Source organism: Gallalistipes aquisgranensis, from assembly GCF_014982715.1.
GTDB classification, from domain to species: Bacteria; Bacteroidota; Bacteroidia; order Bacteroidales; family Rikenellaceae; genus Gallalistipes; species Gallalistipes aquisgranensis.
Genome location: NZ_JADCJY010000001.1, coordinates 2,028,895 through 2,048,624, shown reverse-complemented (window position 1 = coordinate 2,048,624; position 19,730 = coordinate 2,028,895). Strand labels below are relative to the sequence as shown.

General features: G+C 52.4%; 16 protein-coding genes and 1 tRNA gene. 1 reads left to right on the top strand and 16 read right to left on the bottom strand.

Annotated elements, in window-relative coordinates; translation table 11 throughout:
• Window positions 1-31: 31 nt before the first annotated feature.
• The 14 genes from INF32_RS08275 to INF32_RS08210 all read right to left on the bottom strand — a co-directional run bounded on the left by INF32_RS08275 (window position 32) and on the right by INF32_RS08210 (window position 16,259).
• On the bottom strand, window positions 32-1,138 hold the full coding sequence (locus INF32_RS08275; protein WP_226387870.1) for an ATP-grasp domain-containing protein: 1,107 nt from the start codon (window positions 1,136-1,138) through the stop codon (window positions 32-34).
• Window positions 1,138-2,331: an ATP-grasp domain-containing protein gene (locus tag INF32_RS08270; RefSeq protein WP_226387869.1), complete on the bottom strand. Its 1,194-nt coding sequence runs from the start codon at window positions 2,329-2,331 to the stop codon at window positions 1,138-1,140. Before INF32_RS08270 ends, INF32_RS08275 begins: the two co-directional genes overlap by 1 nt.
• 3 nt (window positions 2,332-2,334) lie before the next feature.
• Complete coding sequence (locus tag INF32_RS08265) at window positions 2,335-3,354, bottom strand: NAD-dependent epimerase/dehydratase family protein (RefSeq protein WP_226387868.1); 1,020 nt, start codon at window positions 3,352-3,354, stop codon at window positions 2,335-2,337.
• Window positions 3,355-3,399: 45 nt separating this feature from the next.
• Entirely contained in the window at window positions 3,400-4,491 is a 1,092-nt protein-coding gene (locus tag INF32_RS08260; RefSeq protein ID WP_226387867.1) for a DegT/DnrJ/EryC1/StrS family aminotransferase, read from the bottom strand.
• A 15-nt stretch (window positions 4,492-4,506) separates the two neighbouring features.
• A complete protein-coding gene (locus tag INF32_RS08255) occupies window positions 4,507-5,565 on the bottom strand; it encodes a Gfo/Idh/MocA family protein (protein WP_226387866.1) in 1,059 nt (352 codons plus the stop codon).
• Window positions 5,566-5,581: 16 nt separating this feature from the next.
• Window positions 5,582-6,958: an NDP-hexose 2,3-dehydratase family protein gene (locus INF32_RS08250; RefSeq protein ID WP_226387865.1), complete on the bottom strand. Its 1,377-nt coding sequence runs from the start codon at window positions 6,956-6,958 to the stop codon at window positions 5,582-5,584.
• Between the two features lie 16 nt (window positions 6,959-6,974).
• A complete protein-coding gene (locus tag INF32_RS08245) occupies window positions 6,975-8,423 on the bottom strand; it encodes a lipopolysaccharide biosynthesis protein (RefSeq protein ID WP_226387864.1) in 1,449 nt (482 codons plus the stop codon).
• Between the two features lie 32 nt (window positions 8,424-8,455).
• Window positions 8,456-9,586 carry a dTDP-glucose 4,6-dehydratase gene (rfbB, locus tag INF32_RS08240; RefSeq protein WP_226387863.1) on the bottom strand — a complete coding sequence of 377 codons (1,131 nt, stop codon included), beginning with the start codon at window positions 9,584-9,586 and terminating at the stop codon, window positions 8,456-8,458.
• 1 nt (window position 9,587) lies between these two features.
• A complete protein-coding gene (gene rfbA / locus INF32_RS08235) occupies window positions 9,588-10,511 on the bottom strand; it encodes a glucose-1-phosphate thymidylyltransferase RfbA (protein ID WP_226387862.1) in 924 nt (307 codons plus the stop codon).
• 93 nt (window positions 10,512-10,604) lie between these two features.
• A complete protein-coding gene (locus tag INF32_RS08230) occupies window positions 10,605-11,825 on the bottom strand; it encodes a nucleotide sugar dehydrogenase (RefSeq protein WP_226387861.1) in 1,221 nt (406 codons plus the stop codon).
• Between the two features lie 10 nt (window positions 11,826-11,835).
• On the bottom strand, window positions 11,836-12,984 hold the full coding sequence (gene wecB, locus INF32_RS08225) for a non-hydrolyzing UDP-N-acetylglucosamine 2-epimerase (protein WP_226387860.1): 1,149 nt from the start codon (window positions 12,982-12,984) through the stop codon (window positions 11,836-11,838).
• Between the two features lie 6 nt (window positions 12,985-12,990).
• Window positions 12,991-14,145, bottom strand: coding sequence for a glycosyltransferase family 4 protein (locus INF32_RS08220; RefSeq protein ID WP_226387859.1), 1,155 nt, complete (start codon window positions 14,143-14,145; stop codon window positions 12,991-12,993).
• A 264-nt stretch (window positions 14,146-14,409) separates the two neighbouring features.
• Window positions 14,410-15,429 carry a transcriptional regulator gene (locus INF32_RS08215; protein WP_226387858.1) on the bottom strand — a complete coding sequence of 340 codons (1,020 nt, stop codon included), beginning with the start codon at window positions 15,427-15,429 and terminating at the stop codon, window positions 14,410-14,412.
• Between the two features lie 756 nt (window positions 15,430-16,185).
• Window positions 16,186-16,259 (bottom strand) — tRNA-Arg (locus INF32_RS08210).
• A gap of 242 nt (window positions 16,260-16,501) precedes the next feature.
• Between INF32_RS08210 and INF32_RS08205 the strand changes: the two genes are divergently transcribed.
• Window positions 16,502-17,710, top strand: a complete 1,209-nt coding sequence (locus INF32_RS08205) for a site-specific integrase (protein ID WP_226387857.1) — start codon at window positions 16,502-16,504, stop codon at window positions 17,708-17,710.
• Window positions 17,711-17,772: 62 nt separating this feature from the next.
• Here the strand turns inward: INF32_RS08205 and INF32_RS08200 are convergent, their stop codons facing one another.
• Together INF32_RS08200 and INF32_RS08195 are read right to left on the bottom strand one after the other, a co-directional pair.
• Window positions 17,773-18,276 (bottom strand): hypothetical protein, encoded by a 504-nt coding sequence (locus INF32_RS08200; protein WP_226387856.1) that lies wholly within the window; start codon window positions 18,274-18,276, stop codon window positions 17,773-17,775.
• Between the two features lie 115 nt (window positions 18,277-18,391).
• Entirely contained in the window at window positions 18,392-19,252 is an 861-nt protein-coding gene (locus tag INF32_RS08195) for a hypothetical protein (protein WP_226387855.1), read from the bottom strand.
• Window positions 19,253-19,730: the final 478 nt, after the last annotated feature.

The window sequence follows — 19,730 nt, the reverse complement described above, 5'->3', positions numbered from 1 at the left end:
AGTGCCTGCAAGTCCATTGCGATACGGGGTTTTAGTCTCCCTCCTCTATTTTATGATCCGATTGGTAGACCATGAAGCCGTTTCTCTCCCTGTTCTTCGTGGCGGAAGAGAGGGTCGGCGTATCGAAATCCATGGTCATCTCCACGAGCCAGGGTTTGCCCGTGGCGGATTTGAAGAAAGGTATTCTGCCGGCCGTTTGCTCGCAAAGGTAATAGACGCCTGAATAACGTTTCCCTTCGGTTGCGGGGGCCTTGAAAATGCCGAGGGCGACTTCGATCATACCCCGGACATAATCGTATCCGGTGCTGAGTTCGACGAGCCGGTTGGATATTTCGTCGCCTCCTCCCCGGGCATTGATCTCGATGAGATAGATGTTTTTCCCGTCGATCTTCAGTTCCGTATGTGCGGCCCCGTTCTCGAATCCCACGGCGGACAGCAGGCGGGGGATGACTCTGCAAATGGTGTCGTGGATTTCCGGAGGGACGGTAGAGGGCTGGTGATGGGCCAGTTCGAGAAAATGGGGTGCGCCCGTGGTCTCTTTATCCGTTATCTGTATGACATGGTGCTGCCCTTCGTACGATATGGTTTCGACCGAGACCTCTCGGCCCCGGATATACTCTTCCACCAGAATGGCCCGGTGGGGTTCTGCTTCGGCATATCGTATCGCCTCCCGAAACTCTTTTTCCGAATCGACGAAGGAGACGCCCCGTTTGCCCGCTCCGGGAACGGGCTTGATTACACAGGGGAAAAAACCGGGGGTCCCGCCTTCGTAATCGTAGTACCGGATGGGGGTCAGACCCTCTATGTGCTGCGATATTTCCCGGGTGAAAGTTTTGTCCCTCGTCGCTCTTATCACGCTTCTTCTTGTGCCGTGGAGATGCATCTCCTCTGCGATGAATGCCACCAGTTCCGATGTCTTGTCCGAAGCGTTGGAAACGACACCGTCGATTCGTTCCTGCCGGCAGATTCGCAGTATTTCGTCTTCTTCCGTGATGGAGATCGGATAGAATTTGTCGACCAGGTCTCTGCATACCGCCCCTTTTTCCCATGCGAAGCACAGGGTTTCCACGCCCATTTCCCGGGCTTTCCTGCATAAGTAATACTGTCCGGGCGATGCCCCTATGATAGCCAGTTTCATTATTTCACTTCTACGTTGATATAATCGTCCAGATGGTCGGTCACTTGCTGCATCTCTTCCCGGGAAGGGAATCTGACGATCAGAATCCCGATGGCTGCGTTGGCCCTGCGGAAAGAGTGGACGCGTCCGCCGACGGGGATATAGTCGTGACGCTCCAGGATTTTGTTTTCGAGGTATTCGTTCACTGTTACACGGGCGAGAATGCCGTCTGTTTTCGCGTGGATGACCAGATAGGCATAGAACCCTTTTTTATCTGCGGTCTGGACGGACGGCCTGTGTTCCATGGAGAAGTCCAGCATCGCTTCGACGAAGTCGAAACCGGAGCCGTATCGGATGACATAGGGCGTGTAATTTCCGCCGCTCCGGGCACCTACGTCTATCAGATAGGCCTTTCGGTCGGCCTTACTGATTCTGCTTTCGATATTCATGCAGCCGTTCATAAAACCGACCTTGTCGATAAACATCCGGATTTGCCGTTCGACTTTTTGCAACTCTTCCTCCGGATGCGTCGAAGGCCAGGAGGTGGATACGGGAACCAGGTTGTTGATGCCGGAGTCGAAGTGGTGGTCTCCCAGGTAGATGAAAACCAGCTTGCCGTCCCGGACGAAACAGTCTCCGTGAATTTGGGGCCCGACGGGGTCGATGAACTCTTCGACGATGATCTCTTTGCGGGTGGAAAAGCCGATTGCATGATCGAACGCCCTTCGCAGGTCCTCTTTCCGGCAGACTTTCGTCACGCCTTTGCTGCCGGCGGCATCGACGGGTTTGACCAGGACGGGAAAACGGAAGTTTTCCGTGTCGTTCCCGACCGGGTCCCAATCCGCGTACTTTCTGAATTTCGGAACGTTGCATCCGTTTTCGTCGAGGAACTTGCGGAAACGGTCCTTGTTCTGTATGATTTCTATGGCCTCGTAACTGCCCGGACAGGCCAAGCCCATCCGGTTGCAGACATAAGCGGCCGTGACGACCCCCGAATCCGTGAACGTAAGGACGCCGTCTATCTTATTCTCTATGGCCCACGAGAGGATCGCCTCTTTGTCCGTCGTGCTGTAACCGATGTATTCGTCCGAATATTTGTGGGCGATATTATCGGGCAGGTAGTCGCAGGTTATGACGTAGTATCCTCTCGCTTTGGCCGCCCTGATAACGGGCAGGAGGGTCGCGTCTCCACCCAATAATAGAAGTTTTTTCATGTTTTACAACTCTTCTCCGTGATAGTAGTCGGACTCTTTCCCCCACAATTTGGCAAAGGGCTGTTCTTCCATGTCCTTTTTGAACTTGATGAGATAATCCTTCCATGTGTATCGGGGTTCGTATCCGAGTTCATCTACGGTTTTGCGTATATCCAGAACAAACTGTTTGGCGCTCTGTTTTTCCGGGGCATAGGAGATGGGCGACGGATGGTCTTTCGGCGAGAATACTTCCGCGATGCCCCTGATGCGCTCCTCGTTGGTGCTCCCTCCGCTTCCCACGTTGTACAGACCTCCTTCGACGTCGGCACAGAGGGATTTTTCGATGATCTGCAGAAGATCGTCTATACAGATCGTTTCCAGCAATCTGTGGGGGTCGCCCCATATTTCGAGCGGTTCGCCTTTCATCGCCCGGTAAATCAGATACCGGTCTACGACCAGGCGTTTTTTCCCGTTGGTGAAGGTGAACGGATTCGGATGATACAGGTAGATGCGGGACAGTCTGAAAATGAAACGTCTGATCCCGTATACCGCATGATAGTGCTCTATCATGTCTACGGCGGCGTTCTTGGCGATCACGTACATGGCATGGTCTCCTTCATACGGAGGTTTCCTTAGCGAATCGGCGGGAATGGGAACTTTGCTCCCGAACAGATAGCGGATATCGAACAGCGACTGAGGGAACACGATCCGGTCGGCGCCTGTTTTTCTGGTGTATTCCAGTACGTTGTAGGTCCCCTGGACGATCGAGGATATATATAGCGTGGCATCGTAGCCCTTCATCGAGGCCGGCAGCGCCCCGGCGAAATGGACGACGGCGTACACGTCCCGGTCCGGCAGTTTCCCGAATTCACAGGCCTGTGAAATGTCCAGTGATATATACGGAATATCATGATCGGCGAAAAAACCGTTGTCGGATAATCTGCGGCCAGCTGCGATGACGTCGTAGCCGCACTTTTTCAGATGGATCGCTATCGGGGCCCCCAGGGTGCCCGTGGCTCCCAGAACCACCACTTTTTTTGACATATCGTATGTTTTGAGTCGGATTGTGCTTATGGACCGGTTCGCGGTTTACTTCAAAGTGTCGATGACGATGCCTGCTATTCTCGCCACGTCGGTTTCCGCTAAGTCGTAATATAGCGGGAGGCAGAGGATACGGCCCGCGATCCCCTCCGAAACGGGCATGCTGACGTAAGGGACGATGTCTTTGAACATGTTCAGCGAGGGGTAGAAGTATCTTCGTGGGAAGATATGTTCCGCATTGAGGGCCTTCTCGACCTTCAGCAGCGTCTTTTCAGTGTCGAAGATCACGGGAAAGTAACTGTAGTTGCAGTCGCCGTTGATCTTCTGGAATGTCAGGGCCGGATGGTCGGAAAGAAGGTTTCTGTACAGCATATATTTCTTCTTGCGGTCGTCGAGAGCCGCCTGGAGATATTTGAGGTTGGCGAGCCCGACGGAGGCATGCACCTCGGTCATTTTGTAGTTGGAACCCTCTTCGACGATATCGGATTTGTCGTCGGAGAAACCGAAGAAGCGGATGCGCTTCATCTTTTCGTGAAGTTTGTCGTCGTTGGTGTAGCAGCCGCCCCCTTCCCCCGAATTGAGCATTTTTGTGGCGTGATAACTGGTGCATGAAATATCGCCGTAGGCGAATACGCTCTTGCCCCTGTAAGTTACTCCTACGGCATGGCAGGCGTCGTAGATCACTTTGAGGCCGTGTCTTTTGGCGATGGCGTCGATGGCGTCGATGTCGCAAGGGTTGCCGAATACGTGCACCGGCATGATGGCAACGGTTTTGTCGGTGATTTTCTCTTCCAGTCCGGCCGGATCGAGATTCAGTGTATGGGGGTCGATGTCCGAGTATACCGGGGTGCAGCCTTCGTACATGATGGCGCTGGTGGTGGCGATGAAAGAGAACGGAGAGGTGATGATCTCTCCTTTCAGCTCCAGCGCTTTGATTGCCAGCTGAAGCGCTATGGTTCCGTTTACGACGACGACATGATTCTTCAGGCCATGCCATTCGGCCACTTTGCGTTCGAATTCCTGCAATATGGGGCCGTTGTGGGTCATGATGCCGCTTTCCCAGACCTTCTGGAGGTTTTCGGTCACTTCCCCGAGCGGTGCCAGCGTAGGCATCGTTACGTATATGTTCTTGTTTGCCATTGTGTCCGATTTTATTTATGCCGGTTGTCCCTTCCGGAGCCGGCGGGTTCGCATCCCGGATAATTTTATGAATTCATTCACGAATGCGGCTTGACGTTCGATTTCCCTGTAATTGTCTCTTTTGGAGGTTTCATCGGTCAGACATTCGTGGAAACGGCGGATGGATTTTTCGAAAGCATTGTCTGCGGGGAGTTTCGCCGTAGTGTATTCCCGGTTGTGCTTGATGACCATGTCCGGTTCCAATCCGTCCGGGGCCGTCAATATACGGCCGGTAGAGAGCGTACCCTCGCTTCCCCAGGCTTCGAGTTCGCACTTGTAGTCATTGTCCATGCCGAAGGCCAGCTGTACGACGGTCCCTTCGTCGTTCACCATCGTGGCCGAACCGAAAATATCCACTTCGGATACCGTGTCCCGACAGCTGTCGGCGCAGACGAGCCGGGCGGAGTCGCCGAGGAGATGCCCGGCGTATTTCATGCAATATCCTCCCGCATCGAACAGGGCACCGCCTCCGAGCCTCTTGTCGTACCGGAAGTCTCCGGGGGCACGGCGGGGGAATCCGAAAGAGATGCGGTAAGAGCGTACTCGGCCGATCTCGCCGGATGCGATAAGTGCGTCGATCGCTTTCAGCTGGTTGTGGTAGACGAACATGTAGTTCTCGTGGACGGCCAGGTTTTTCTCGCGGGCCATCCGCAGGAGCTGGCGCGTGTCCGTGAGATCGGTCGTGAACGGTTTCTCCACATACGCGTTTTTGCCGTTTTCGAGAGCCCGTTTCGTCCATTCGAAATGCAGGGCGGGAGGAAGCGGGATATAGACTGCGTCGATCTCGTCGGAGGTTATCATGGTTTCGTATCCCTCGAATATTTTTCCTCCGTAGGCGTCGGTGAATTTCTGCGCCTTGCCCCGTTCGTTTTCGAGGACGGCAAGGGTTTCGTCCGTGACGGCCGCCTTCCCCGCCCACTCTGCCGGCGAGGCGACGGCTACCCCTGCAAAGGCGAACTCCTTCACGTTCCGGAGAGAGGGGAGAAACCTCCTGAACGCTATCTCGGAAGGACAGATGATGCCTATCTTGAACATGTCTTCGGTCTTTCGGCTATTTATAACTCAGCGCTGAAATCAAGCTGCGGGCTTGGATATTCAGATAGTTGTTGAATCTTAGGAACTTGTATATCTGGCGGAGGCTCATCCACGTGTATCTGTCGGGAACTTCCAGCGGGAAGTCTTCGTCGGCCTCGACGATCATGTTGCGGTTCTGCTCCTTATAGAAACGGCCGCCCTCTTCGGACTGTAACGTGTCGAAGATGATCTGCTCTTTCCGGGCGTTCATGATATATTGATAGTATTCGGGCTGGAGGTCGACGTTCCGGGGAATGATGCCCGTCAGGCATTGCACCGTGGGCGCCAATTCGACGACGTCGAAATTGCCGCACTCCAGTTTCGCCTGCACGAGAAAGTGATAGACGCCATTGATTTTCTTGATGATGAAAGCGCAGAGGCCCTGTTGCATGGGCTGCACGAGGGGCTGGCACCAGGAAGCCACCTCCCGGTTGGAAATCGTGACGTTCACCCCGATGATTTTGAAATATTTCCCGTCGTCGCGGACGATTTCCGTTGCGGTCTTTCTCCATCCCGGCATTTCGTTGACAGGGCAGAAACTCACGAACAGGTCGTACTTCGCCTTCAGTCCCGTAAGCCAGGAGAGGTGGTCCCGGGTGCTGATATGGGCATGATTGGTGGTGGAAGACAGAATCATGTCCCGACCGAATCCCGACATGCCTTTCAGTCCGTCCAGTGGCGTCACGTAGTCGCTTATTTTCAGGCCGGAAAGAACGGTTCGCGTGTCCATGTTCACTATGTTGTCATAGTGCATGAGTTCTTTGATCTGACCGAGGGTCATCCATCGGAAGTCTTCGAGTACCGGTACCTCCTCCTCTACCTTGATGATGATATTGCGGTTGCGCTTGCGCATAAAACGGGCGCCCTGTTCCGACTGGAGCTGGTCGAGAATGATATTCTCCGGTTTCGCATTGACGAAGTATTCCAGATAATGGGGGGATTTGCCCGAGTGGATGCGGGAATAGTTGCTCTTGGTGGCCTGGAGCGTCGGGGAGATTTGCACGCAGTTGACATTTCCCGGTTCTATCTTCGCCTGCATCAGACAATAGAGTACGCCGTCGATCTCTTTGGTCAGGATGCCGAGGTATCCGACTTCCGGTTGGAGGATGATGGGTTGCCGCCAGTGATTGTTGGTGCCGTAGTCGGTGGTCACGTCGATGCCTACGATCGAGAAGAAGCGGCCTGAATCGTGACGGATGCTGCCGTCCGGGTCCGAATGCCACATCTTTAGCCGGTCGAACGGTATTTTTTCCACCCGGACATCGACCTCACGATTGCGCTGTTCGATCCATTGCCTGATTTCCTTCGTGGAATTGAACGGATTGTCGTCGGTTAGAAGAGAGCGTATAATCATAATTCTTTGTCCTGTTTCATTTTTTTCTGATTCCGGTCAGAACGATTTCTTTCAGTTCGAGGTATTCGCTCAGACGGAATGTCTCGCATAGCAGGATCAGCACCGAAAAGCCCGCGAGAAGCTGGATGATTAGAACGGCGAGGGGGGCCAGCGGGAGGAACGAGAGCATGTACACGAAGATCGCCATCGAAAGCGTTATGGCGAAAGAGGGGGCGATGTCCTTCAGCTGCTCCCGGAGGTCGTAATCCAATAGCGATCCGGAATAATAGGAATTTACATACAGGCCTATCAGACCGGTAAAGACACTGCCTACCAGCATCCAGTATATGCTGATGAAGATTCCCAGTATGATGGGGACGACGGAGATGCCTTTTTTGATTATCTGTATTTTCAGAAACAGGTCGCTGCGTCCCCGGATTTCAAGAAGGTTGAGGTTTTGGGAGTGGAGGGGGTAAAGGACCATTTGAAGGCAGATGATCTGAAGGAAGGGGACGCAAGGCAGCCATTTGTCTCCGATCAGGACTTTGACCATCGGCTCTGCCACGGCCATCATGCCGAACATCATGGCGAACGATATCAGCATGGAGGTTTTGTTGACCTTCCGGAATCCCCGTTTCAGTTTCGCAGGATCGTCCTGGACCTTACTCAGGGCGGGAAAGGATACGGACTGGACGACGGATGTCAGATTCGATGAAAAGATCGTGGAAAACTGGTGGGCTCTCGAGTACAGCCCCAATGTGGCAGGAGTGTAGAATTTTCCGATGACGACCTGGTATATTTCTTTCCAGACGGTGTCGATCAGACCCGATACGAGCAGTTTCCAACCGAATCCGAAGAGTTCGTGAAAACTGCTTTTGGAGAACCGGAGCCGGGGAATCCAACGATTATGGAGCCAAAGGAGCGTCGTGTAGAGAACCTGTCTGGAAATTTGCTGCCCTACGAGACTCCAGACGCCATATCCCGAATAGGCCATCGCGATGCCCGCCGCGCCGCTGGCCAGGGAGCTTATCATGGATATGACCATCTTCCCTTTGAAGTCCAGCTGTTTGAGAAGCAGTGTATTTTGGATGATGGACAATGCGTTGATTATCAATGTGCAGGACATCACCTGAGCCAGAGGCTTCAGTTGCGGTTCGTTGAAAAAGTCTGCAATCAACGGAGCGCAAAGGAAGAATAACAGGCTCATAATGATGCTTAGGAAGAGATTACTGTGAAAAACCGTATCGTAATCTTCCTCCGTGCAGTCGTTCTTCCGGATCAGCGCACTTCCTAAACCGCTGTCTACAATGCTGTTGAAGATGGCGATAAAGATCATGATGATGCCTATCAGGCCGTATTCGGACGGGGACAGGAGTCTGGCAAGAACGATTCCTACGACAAAGGAAATCCCTCTGTTCAGTATGTTGTCAAGAAAGTTCCATCCGAATCCCTTGATCGTTCGCTTCTTCAGATTTTCTTCCGACATGTTGAGTGGGGGTTCGATATTTTCGATACCTGTTACCGGTACATGTTTTTGTAATAGGCCTGGTAGTCTCCCGAGGTCACGTTGTCCATCCAGGCTTCATTTTCCAGATACCACCTCACCGTCTTTTCGATGCCGTCTTCGAATGACAGAGAGGGTTCCCATCCGAGTTCCTTCCGGAGTTTGGAGGAGTCGATGGCATAACGGGCGTCATGCCCCGGTCTGTCGGGTACGTGGGTGATAAGGTCCAGATCAGCGCCCTCCGGACGGCCGAGCAGGCGGTCGACGGTTCGGATGAGAACTTTGACGAGATCTATGTTTTTCCATTCGTTGAACCCTCCGATATTGTAGGTCCCGGCGATCGCTCCCCTGTGAAAAATCAGGTCGATGGCTCTCGCATGGTCCTCCACGAACAGCCAGTCCCGGATGTTTTCGCCCTTCCCGTAGACGGGGAGCGGTTGGCGGTGGCGTATGTTGTTGATGAATAGCGGAATCAGCTTTTCCGGAAACTGGTATGGGCCGTAGTTGTTCGAACAGTTGGTCACGATGGTCGGCATGCCGTACGTGTCGTGGAACGCCCGGACGAAATGGTCGGAGGAGGCTTTGGAAGCCGAGTACGGGCTGTGTGGGTTGTAATTCGTCGTCTCATGGAAAAAATCCTCCCCGTACGCCTTGTGATGCGGAGCGTTCGCGGGGGCCGCGAACGGCGGTTCGATGCCGTCGGGATGCGTCACTTCGAGAGCCCCGTAAACTTCGTCGGTGGAGATATGATAAAATCTTTTGCCTTTGTATTTTCCGGGAAGGCTTTCCCAGTACAGTTTGGCGGCCTGGAGCAGACTCAGCGTCCCCATCACATTGGTGCGGGCGAAGGTAAACGGGTCCTTGATGCTGCGGTCGACATGGCTTTCCGCTGCCAGATGGATGATGCCGTCGACCTTTTCCCGCTGCATCAGCTGCAGGAAAGCGTCGAAATCGCAGATATCCATCTTGACGAATGTGTAATTGGGCCTGTTTTCTATGTCGCTGAGATTCGAGAGATTGCCCGCATACGTCAGTTTGTCGAGGTTGACGATCCTGTACTCGGGGTATTTATTGACAAACAGACGGACCACGTGGCTTCCGATGAAGCCTGCTCCGCCTGTGATCACTATATTTCTTTTCCCCATCTTATTTTCCGGCTTTAGAGAGAATGTTGGTGGAGTTTATATCCGCTTTCAGTTCGTCGACCACTTTGAGGAGATACCGGCCGTACTGATTTTTCAGCATGGGTCGTGCGATCTCCCGAATCTTTTCTTCGGTTATCCAGCCCTGCCGGTATGCTATCCCCTCGAGGCAGGCTATCTTCAGGCCCTGGCGTTTTTCTACGACTTCTATGTAGGTCGAGGCTTCCGAGAGGGAGTCGTGGGTTCCTGTGTCCAACCATGCGAAACCTCTGCCGAGGAGTTGTATCCTCAGTTCGCCGGCCGCCAGGAATGTCTGATTGACGGACGTTATTTCGTACTCCCCGCGGGCGGAAGGCCGGATGTTTTTTGCGATGTCCACCACCTTGTTGGGATAGAAATAGAGGCCGACGATCGCGTAATTGGATTTCGGGTGTTCCGGCTTCTCCTCGATACCCAGACAGTTTCCCTGTTTGTCGAACTCGGCGACACCGTAACGTTCCGGATCGTTGACCCAATAGCCGAAAACGGTCGCCTTGCCGTCCTCCTCCGCGGCCTTGACGGCCTTCTTCAACATTCTCGTGAAGAAACTGCCGTAGAAAATGTTGTCGCCAAGCACCATGCATACGGCATCACGGCCGATGAAGCCGGCTCCTATGGTGAAAGCCTGGGCAAGTCCGTCCGGCGAAGGTTGCTCCGCGTATTCGAAGCGGACGCCGTAATCGCTGCCGTCTCCGAGCAGACGTCTGAATCCGGGGAGGTCGAGCGGGGTCGAGATGATGAGGATTTCCCGGATGCCCGCCAGCATCAATACCGATATGGGATAGTAGATCATCGGTTTGTCGTAGATCGGCAACAGTTGTTTCGAAATACCCTTGGTAATGGGGTAAAGACGGGTTCCTGAGCCGCCGGCAAGGACGATACCTTTCATGTGCGATGATTTTTTTGGGGGGGCGGACAGTTTTGCCACGGCGGTTTTCGAAACTTTTCGTCACGGAAAGCCGGGCGGTCCGGGGCGCGGAGGTTAAATGTGATACGTTCCTTCCAACGGACAGATGTTGAAGCAGTCCAAAATGATTTTTCCTTTCAGTTTCTCCCAGTTCCGTTTGATATGGTCGTGTTTTACCATAATGACGACAAGGTCTATTCCTTCGAGGAATTCGTCGAAATCATGATATTGATTGGCCGTTATGTCCCGGGCGATGAACGGATCGTATACTTTCAGGGGACGGGCCAGATGGCGTTCCTGTGCCTCCAGCAGCTGCAGGGTCGGACTTTCGCGGTAGTCGTCCACGTTCTCTTTGTAGGTCAGGCCGTAGAGACCCACTTTGCGGTTGTCGGTGATCCCCTCTTTTTGCATGATTTCGTAAATCCGGTTGAGCACGAAAGTCGGCTGGCTGTCGTTGGTCTTCATGCTTTCGTCGATCACTTTGGCGAGTTGGGGATAGTCGCCGACGAGGAACCACGGATCGACGCTGATGCAGTGGCCGCCTACTCCGGGACCCGGTTGGAGAATGTTCACGCGGGGATGCATGTTGCATATTCTGATGATCTCGTACACGTTCATGTCGTCGTGGCGGCAGATGCGGGCCAATTCGTTGGCGAAGGCGATGTTGACGGCCCGGAACGTGTTCTCCACGACTTTCGTCATTTCGGCCGTCCGGATGTCCGTCACCACGATCTCCCCCCGGCAGAAAGAGGCGTAACACTCTTTCACCTTTTCGCCGATTTCCCGGCTGTCGGCACCGATCGTGCGGTTGTTGTGGAGCAGCTCGTAGACCATATTGCCGGGAATGATACGTTCGGGTGCATGCACGAGATGGATGTCTTCGCCCGTGCGGAATCCCATGGCTTCTATTTCGGGACGGATGTATTTGTCGACGGTACCCGGAGAGATGGTGGATTCGATGATGATCGTGGCGCCCTTCGGACAGACTTTCAGCACGTCCTTCACGGCGGCCACTACGTAGCCGGCATCCACTTTTTTCGAAAATTTGTCGTAAGGCGTCGGTACGGACACGATGTACGTGTCCGTCCGCCGGTATTCGGTGGTGAACCTGATGCCGGCTTCCCGGGCTTCCCGAAAGAGCTCTTCGAGCCCCTCCTCCTTGAATGTGGTACGGCCCTCATTCAGCGTGTCGACGAGTTTTCGGTTGTAATCTGTTCCCACGACTTCGACTCCGTGGGATGCCAGCATCAGGGCGGTGGGCAAACCGATGTATCCCAGCCCGATCACGTTTATCATCTCCTTAAATTTATTTTAAAGCGTTTATAATCCTTTTGCAGGCATGGCCGTCGCCGTAGGGATTGACGGCATGGCTCATGCGTTCGTATGCCGCTGCGTCGTCGAGAAGGTCGCTCACTTCGTCCACGATCTTATGGCAATGGGTGCCTACCAGGCGGATGGTGCCCGAAGCGAGGGCTTCGGGCCGTTCGGTCGTGTCGCGCATGACCAGGACGGGTTTGCCGAGTCCCGGAGCTTCCTCCTGGATGCCTCCGCTGTCGGTGAGGACGATGGCCGATTGATTCATGAGATAGACGAACGGCAGATATCCGAGCGGCTCCATGAAAAACATGTTGCCGAGGTGGCCTGAATCTTCGCCGAACACTTCATGGATGGGCTTGCGTACGTTCGGGTTGAGGTGCATCGGATAGACGAAATCGACGTCCGGATACTTTTGCGCCAGCTGTCGGATGGCTTGGCATATCGAGATGAAGCCGTCGCCGAAGTTTTCCCTGCGGTGTCCGGTAATGAGCACCATTTTTTTGCCGTTGGCGAGTCTGTCCACGTCGTAACCGGCGTCGAGAAGGACTCTTTTCTGTTCATCGCCGAGATTTTGATCGGATTTCAGCTTTTCCACGACCCAGTAGAGTGCGTCTATCACGGTGTTGCCCGTCACGAATATCTTTCCCATCGCATGCTCCGCCCTCAGGTTGTTTCCGGAAAGCGGTGTCGGGGAGAAGTTGTAGGCGGCGATCCTTCCCGTGATCTGGCGATTCATCTCTTCCGGCCACGGACTGTATATGTCGCGGGTGCGGAGCCCGGCTTCCACATGGCCGACGGGTATCTGCTGGTAGAATGCCGCCATGGCCGCTGCCGTGGAGGTCGTCGTGTCGCCGTGCACGAGCACCACGTCGGGCCGGACCTCTCTGAGCACGTCCCGCATTCCGGTGAGGACCCTTGCCGTGATATCGTACAGGTCCTGCCCCTCTTTCATGATGTTCAGGTCGTAGTCCGGCTTCACGCCGAAAACCGTCAGCACCTGATCCAGCATTTCACGGTGTTGGCCCGTCACGCATACGGTCACCCCGAATTCATCGGGATGTTTCCGGAACTCCTTCACCAGGGGACACATTTTGACGGCCTCCGGACGGGTGCCGAAAACCAGCATGATTTTTTTCATAATGTTTTAGATCTTGTCCATCATTTTCTGCAGCCTCAGGAATATCTTCGTTCTGCTCAGGTGCGTGCTGTATCCGATTCGCCGGAGACACCGCACGAGCCGGGTCGTCCGGCGAATGTGCCAGTCCATGAAGTAGTAGAGCCCGGATGTGACCAGGAGGCCTGCTCCTGTCACGACGTAGAGCTGCCCGTCGACGGGACAGCCCGCGATATATGCCAGCCACCAGCATAGGATGACGGATAGGTTCAGCGTCAGGATCGCCAGGGTCGTCGTTACATGGGAGCATCCGAGCAGGATAAACATGTGGTGCAGGTGCGTCTTGTCGGAGTGGAACGGGGATTTCCGTTTGAGGATGCGCGCCGTCATGACGCGTAGCGTGTCGAAAACCGGGACTGACAGCACGGCCAGTGTGAAGGGGATCAGTCCCAGATTCTCGTCGGCGTATGTTTCGCATGAGGTGCCGTGCCGCAGGGCCCGCATGACGAACAGGGACATGACGGCTCCCATCATGAGCGTCCCTCCGTCGCCGATGAACATTTTCGATGTCTTTCCGAAGACGTTGTGAAAGAAAAACGGGATCAGGGCGCCGGCACATACTGCCGCCAGAAATACCATGGCATGGTCTCCGGCCGACCGGAACATCGCTCCGAACAGAAGGGTCGACATGACACAGTATCCGGATGACAATCCGTTTACGCCATCGATCAGGTTGATGGCGTTGATGATGCCCACGGCGGCGATCAGGGTGAGGGGGATGGCGATCGTCCGGGGGATTTCCTGAATTCCCCACAGGCCGTGGAAATCGTTGAGGCTGTAACCTCCTGCGCATATCAGGAACGATACGGTCCCGATCTCGATCAGAAGACGGGACGCCGGGGTCAGATTGAGAATGTCGTCCAACGTGCCGGTGTAAAGCATGACCGTCATGGCGATGACGACGATGAACAACTCCGTGCAATCGTAGAACAGGCTGACGCATCCCAGGCCTGCTATCGACCCGAAGAACACGGCGATTCCCCCCAATACGGGGATCGGCTTGCGTTGCAGTTTGCGGACGTCGGGATTGTCTACGATGTTCTTGGTGAGCGCGATGGTGACGAGGCGGGGATGAATCCAGCAGACGCACAACATCGAAACGAAGAAAGACGCGAGATACAGCATGGAAGTTGGCGAGGTATTTTGGTGTCGCGGGTTTCGGATGACACGGATTTCCCGGTCGCCTTCGATAAGGGAAAACCGGGGGACAGGTTATTTATGCCTTCTGGTTACGAACGGAGAGTTTTGTGAACGGGCCATTTCCCTGCATCGGGTCTCTCACGGCGGAAAAACGTGCTTTCCCCCCGACCTTTTGCGGCTCTTCTCCGGGAGGCTGGCTGTCGCCGCCGGGTCCTTCCGCTTGTCGGGGATGAACCGGTTTCGGAATTTTTATTCTTTGAGATGCCCCAGACAGCGGTCGTAGTCGGACAACCGTTTGATTAACTGCTCTTTGCTTCGCTTTGGATTCGCTTCATTCCGCCACGGACCGACCAGTCCGTGCGCTTGTTCGTAGTGGATGCTGCTGTCCGTACATCCGTAGAGCGTGACGGAGAGCAGTGCCCGCGACTGCTCGGCTTTGACGGCCGGAAGCATCGTCTGGACGATCCGAATCAAACCGTCGCACTTCGCCCTGTCGTCCAGTATCGTATAGGCCGGGAGCAGCAGGGAGTAGAGTTTGCACCGCATGATGTCCGACTCCGGTGTGAGGTTGGCGTATTGCAGCAGGACTTCGGTCGCTGTCGCGCGATCCTCTTCGGTCGTCCTCCCGGTGAGGTGCCGGCATAGGGCTTCGTGCAGTCTCCCCTGGAGGCGGTCGTTGTTCAGGTGAGTGTAGAGGCGGGGGCCTTCGTTATTCAGTTCGATCAGTTCGTACTCTCCGGGACAGACTTTTAGCAGCGGAACCCACATCCAGTTCTCGATGCAGGCCATGACCTCTTTCCGTTTGGATCGGGACTGGACGACGATGCGGGCCTCGATTCCCTTGAATCTCCCCTGGGTGATGCGGATTCTGTCTCCCTTGACCAGCCATGCCGGATCGGCCGCATAGAGGGGAACCATGTCGGAGTAGGAGCGGGCTATCCACTGCAGGTCCCGCATCGCCTCGTCGGAGAGATAGGGATAGTGGTATTCGTCTTTCCCGTCTTTTACACGGGGCAGGAAATTGTATTGGGGGAGCCGTTGTTTGATCCTGTATATTTCCGCTTCGGAGGCATGGACGAAGAGATAGTTGTACAGAAGGGGGCGTTGCGTGTCGACCAACCGGCCGTTCACCTCTTTCACCTCCGCGAACATGGGGGCGAAATATTCGAAGAGGGGCTCCCCGTCCCGGCTTCGGCGTGCCAGTTCCCGTTGCAGTCCCCGGGTCAGCTCCCGACTGCCGGAGGGGAAAACCAGCACGTACCATCTCACGATATGACGGTTTTGCGGGCTGGCACTCTCTCCCGGGATTCCGATTCCGGAAAGAAACGGTTTGGACGTGTCTGGGTTGGCGGCCATGGACGGGAAAATGGAGCGGTCGTTCACATACGTACACTTCGCAACCTCGCCGACGTGCTTTTTAATGCGTTGGCTGACAGTTGTTTATGTGTCGAAAAACAAAGGGAGGCCGAAAATTTCATCTAACCTTCCCCAGCGGGTTGAATGTGTACAAGTTTTTCATCTGCATCCGCTCTTTAGCGTCTTTTTTGCAAAGACCCTTTTGCCTGGGTGAGAGTCCCTTCCCGAAGAACCGTCTTTCAGGCGCCACAAACATAGTCATTATCTGCCGAACAAACAAGAAATCCGGCTCTTTTTCGGCTATTTTCCTGTCGTTTAATATGTTTATATTTAATAAAATAGCATATTTATATAATTTAAAATACGAAAAGGTTGCTTTTGTCGCTGATTCGGTATCCGAAATATTCCGTTTCCGGATTTTTCTGGAAAATGCGGGCGGGTGGCGGTCAGAAGATTTTAATGCCGGCTTCTTTCGTCTCGGTCGGAATTGTATGCGGAGGGATTCGGCGTACGGGACAGGTCTTTCACGGGGCCTGTTTCATGGCGGAATTTCCTTTTTCCCGATGTCCGGTAGTCCGGACCTCCCGTGCGGCGAGTGGGGTGCAGACGGGGGGAAGAACGAATTGGCCGACGGATGCGTCGGCCGGTGTAAGACATTGACCGTCTGTGTGATTCCGGCGCGGTTCGAACGCGCGACCCACAGCTTAGAAGGCTGTTGCTCTATCCAACTGAGCTACGGAACCTTTGTTTCGGAGCACAAAATTAACGCAATTATTCCGAATCTGCAAAAAAATATCAATCCTACTGTAAATTAGCTACTTGACACACATCCGAATCCGACATCCTCGAAAAATCCTCTCGGATTACACCTGAAAATGTCCAGATTTCGGACGGATGTTCCTCGTCGTTTCCCTCCATGAGAATGGCGGTTTAGCCTCTTGAATTGACGATTTGTGTAAACCGATGTGTAAACCAGAATTTACACATGAATGCCTTATTTTCAGTGATTTGCTATTCCTCTAAGCAACTAAAAGATGGGACTTCTCCATTAATGATGCGGATCACCAAAGACCGAGAGCGAAAATATAGCAGCATCGGTATCTCTGTTGACCCTAAGTTTTGGGATTTTAAGAAGAACCAACCCAAACGCAGCTGTCCCAATCGGGAGTACATCATGCAGATCATCCGTAACAAAGAGAGCGAAATGCAGCAACGCATTTTCGAACTCGGCATGAGGGGCGACTATTCGATTGAGGACATACTCGCCACACCAAAACAATCCGCCCAAACGGGTCGAATAGAGGACTTTTATAGGGAATTGATTGAGGACTATCAACGACAAGGAAAGACTGGGAATAGCCTAATCTATACCGATTCCTTGCGTTCGTTACGTTCCTATTGTAACGGGAAAATGAATCTTCGTTTTAAGGATATTACACCTAAATGGTGCGAATATTACGAAAAATGGCTAAGGGATAAGGAGTGCAAAGAGACGACCATGAGCGTACTTTTCCGAACCCTGCGGAGCGTTTTTAACAAGGCGATCAAAGCTAACATTGCCGAGCAGAAAGATTATCCGTTCAATGATTTTCGCATCAGTAAATTCGACACTTCGACCAAGAAACGGGCCATCTCCAAAATGGACGTCATGAAGATCATGGAGGCTGATTTAACGGATACGCGGGATTACATACGTTTAAGCCGTGATCTATTTGTGTTCAGTTACCTGTGTGGCGGAATCAATTTTGTCGATATGGCCTATCTCAAACCCGAGAATATCGAGAACGGACGATTGTCCTATATCCGACAGAAAACAGGTAAACGAATTAATGTTACGCTGTGCGAAAAAGCCATTCAGATCCTGCAAGATTACTCGGGTTACAATGGTGGTTACCTGTTCCCGATTCTTCATGAGAGTGAACACCGTACTCCGACACAACGTCACAATCGTATCCACAAAATTCTGTCGAAAGTGAATATAAACTTACAGTACATTGGCCAAAGACTCGGGATTGAAGCACATTTGACCACCTATGTGGCTCGGCATAGTTTTGCCACCGTGTTAAAGAAATCGGGCGTGAATGTGGCCCTAATTAGTGAGGTTCTCGGCCACTCGGACTTGTCGACCACCCAAATCTATCTGGATAGTTTCGAGAATAGTCAGATCGACGAGGCGATGCGAAATCTGTTATGAAACAAAGAAGGACACCCCCTTATTCCTCGGGGTGTCCTTCTTCCATCATGTAAGCCTATACGTTAAGCTTCAGGAGTGTATGCGGGACGCTTAACATCATCCAGCAGGAAACGGTTGGCTTCTTCGGGTGTAAAACGCTCCTTGTAAAGTTGTACGTCACTTCCCAAGATGCGTGCTACTCCCTCTTTCAACACTTTCTTGATCATCGCGCTACCGAGAAACACAACATGCTCAGCTACATATTCGGGCCTACATCCCATGCTCTCACACTCACGCCAGAATCTGCGACTGTCGAGCAGGACGTTTACCTGTTCCATGAAATCGCTCCAGAATTTGTCGGCGTCCGCATAAGTGGCATGCATGAACTTCTCAATGCATTTCAGTTTTACGGCATTGCTCTTCTCCAGTTGCACATTAAAGACAGGGCGTGCCTGGGCAATGACATTCCAAACGGGCAGTGCATTCGAGCGGCGACGGCGAGTGGTCGTCTGCGGGGCCTTAGCGTCAACAATAGCCGCGTTGTTTACCATGTTCTGTTCGGTTGAAATCTGAGAAATCTTTTCCATAATTTTAATTTTTTAATGGGTTATTAATGTTGTTCAACACCACAAAGATTTCCTTTTTTCGCTCCGAATTAGAGGGAGTAAAATCAAGAGCTCTTTTTACTCCCTTTATTGTAATTTACCAATAACAAGCTGGTTTAGAGGGCGGAATACGCCCTTTACAAGACTTTATAATGCCTTTTATTGAATCATCACCATATAAAAAGTTCTTATTTTTTGTGAATTTATAGAAGTAACAGATCCTCGAAATCAGCAACAGCCGATTTAAGGAAACCTCTTTGTCGGGTTGCTTCGGACGTTTATTACCCAACAAGTTTGAAAACAGATCCCGATACATCGTCACTGCCCGATAAATCCGATACGAGGAATTGATCTCTGCGTGGTCGACACGTACACAATCAGCCCCATAAATCAGAAATCTCCTGTCTTTGCAGTCCCGCTCATAGGTCTCCTGCAACCATTGCAGGATTGCCCGTTTCACCACTGGCAAAATCTCAACACTCTTTTTGCCCCTCTTCATGGTTATCTCAATCTCTTGATCCGAAAAATCCTCTTCCAGCGTCTCGCCCAAGTCCTTTATGGCTTTCAGTAATGACGCAGGTTGTAGAATCTCGGCCGTTTCATCAAACGAGGATTCGACATAATCATAAATAAACACCAAGACAAACCAGAACTTTTCAGCATCCAGTCCCAATCCCTTAACCGTTGCAATGATATCGTCGTTGTTATAATACTCCTCTTTTGTAAAGGGCATCCTAAATTTGCCTGTCCAATAGCGATATCTGAATTGCGAAGTCCATTGTCCAGCACCATCGTGTCCGTAATCATCCTCTTTCCCATTCCCATACACACTGGCCACATCGACATACTCGCATAAATCCCGAGACAACGGGTCCAAATCCCAGTGAACGATCTGTTCTCCATCCCTTATTAACCACTCATAGTCAGCTGGCAGGGGTTTTCCGTTCTTCGTTTCCATGTAAGATAGTATCATTTAGCGTGTCAAACACCCAAAATTATCTCTTTTTACCCATAAAATGCCGTTCCGTGCAGTACAAAACCCCTGTTAATACCCAAATTGCATAGCTCAAAAGGCATTTTAGACCATCGAGCACATGTAAATACCCATTAATATACCCAAATTGCATGGTACGAAAGGAATTTCAGACCAGCCGAAATAGTAAAATACCCGTTAACAGATCTTTTTGTAGGTTCATTACCCCATAAATAAGAACAATAACACACGAATAATACCAATGAATCCAGTTAAAGTGCGTAAAAAGGTGCTTAAATCAACATGATTTTGGCTTAATTATCTCGAAAAATCTCTGCAAATAGCACCCGAAAAACTTGTCTATCTCACCGAAATTTCGTATATTTAAGTAATTATTCAGAGGATGATTCATCCCTCTACTTCCATTAAAAACAAAGTTTCTCACGTTCGACAGGGGCGAATC

Bases quoted from the DNA above. Each gene is read 5' to 3' on its own strand.
- INF32_RS08275 (WP_226387870.1), bottom strand. From the start codon at position 1,138: ATGAAACTGGCTATCATAGGGGCATCGCCCGGACAGTATTACTTATGC.
- INF32_RS08270 (WP_226387869.1), bottom strand. From the start codon at position 2,331: ATGAAAAAACTTCTATTATTGGGTGGAGACGCGACCCTCCTGCCCGTT.
- INF32_RS08265 (WP_226387868.1), bottom strand. From the start codon at position 3,354: ATGTCAAAAAAAGTGGTGGTTCTGGGAGCCACGGGCACCCTGGGGGCC.
- INF32_RS08260 (WP_226387867.1), bottom strand. From the start codon at position 4,491: ATGGCAAACAAGAACATATACGTAACGATGCCTACGCTGGCACCGCTC.
- INF32_RS08255 (WP_226387866.1), bottom strand. From the start codon at position 5,565: ATGTTCAAGATAGGCATCATCTGTCCTTCCGAGATAGCGTTCAGGAGG.
- INF32_RS08250 (WP_226387865.1), bottom strand. From the start codon at position 6,958: ATGATTATACGCTCTCTTCTAACCGACGACAATCCGTTCAATTCCACG.
- INF32_RS08245 (WP_226387864.1), bottom strand. From the start codon at position 8,423: ATGTCGGAAGAAAATCTGAAGAAGCGAACGATCAAGGGATTCGGATGG.
- rfbB (WP_226387863.1), bottom strand. From the start codon at position 9,586: ATGGGGAAAAGAAATATAGTGATCACAGGCGGAGCAGGCTTCATCGGA.
- rfbA (WP_226387862.1), bottom strand. From the start codon at position 10,511: ATGAAAGGTATCGTCCTTGCCGGCGGCTCAGGAACCCGTCTTTACCCC.
- INF32_RS08230 (WP_226387861.1), bottom strand. From the start codon at position 11,825: ATGATAAACGTGATCGGGCTGGGATACATCGGTTTGCCCACCGCCCTG.
- wecB (WP_226387860.1), bottom strand. From the start codon at position 12,984: ATGAAAAAAATCATGCTGGTTTTCGGCACCCGTCCGGAGGCCGTCAAA.
- INF32_RS08220 (WP_226387859.1), bottom strand. From the start codon at position 14,145: ATGCTGTATCTCGCGTCTTTCTTCGTTTCGATGTTGTGCGTCTGCTGG.
- INF32_RS08205 (WP_226387857.1), top strand. From the start codon at position 16,502: ATGAATGCCTTATTTTCAGTGATTTGCTATTCCTCTAAGCAACTAAAA.
- INF32_RS08200 (WP_226387856.1), bottom strand. From the start codon at position 18,276: ATGGAAAAGATTTCTCAGATTTCAACCGAACAGAACATGGTAAACAAC.
- INF32_RS08195 (WP_226387855.1), bottom strand. From the start codon at position 19,252: ATGGAAACGAAGAACGGAAAACCCCTGCCAGCTGACTATGAGTGGTTA.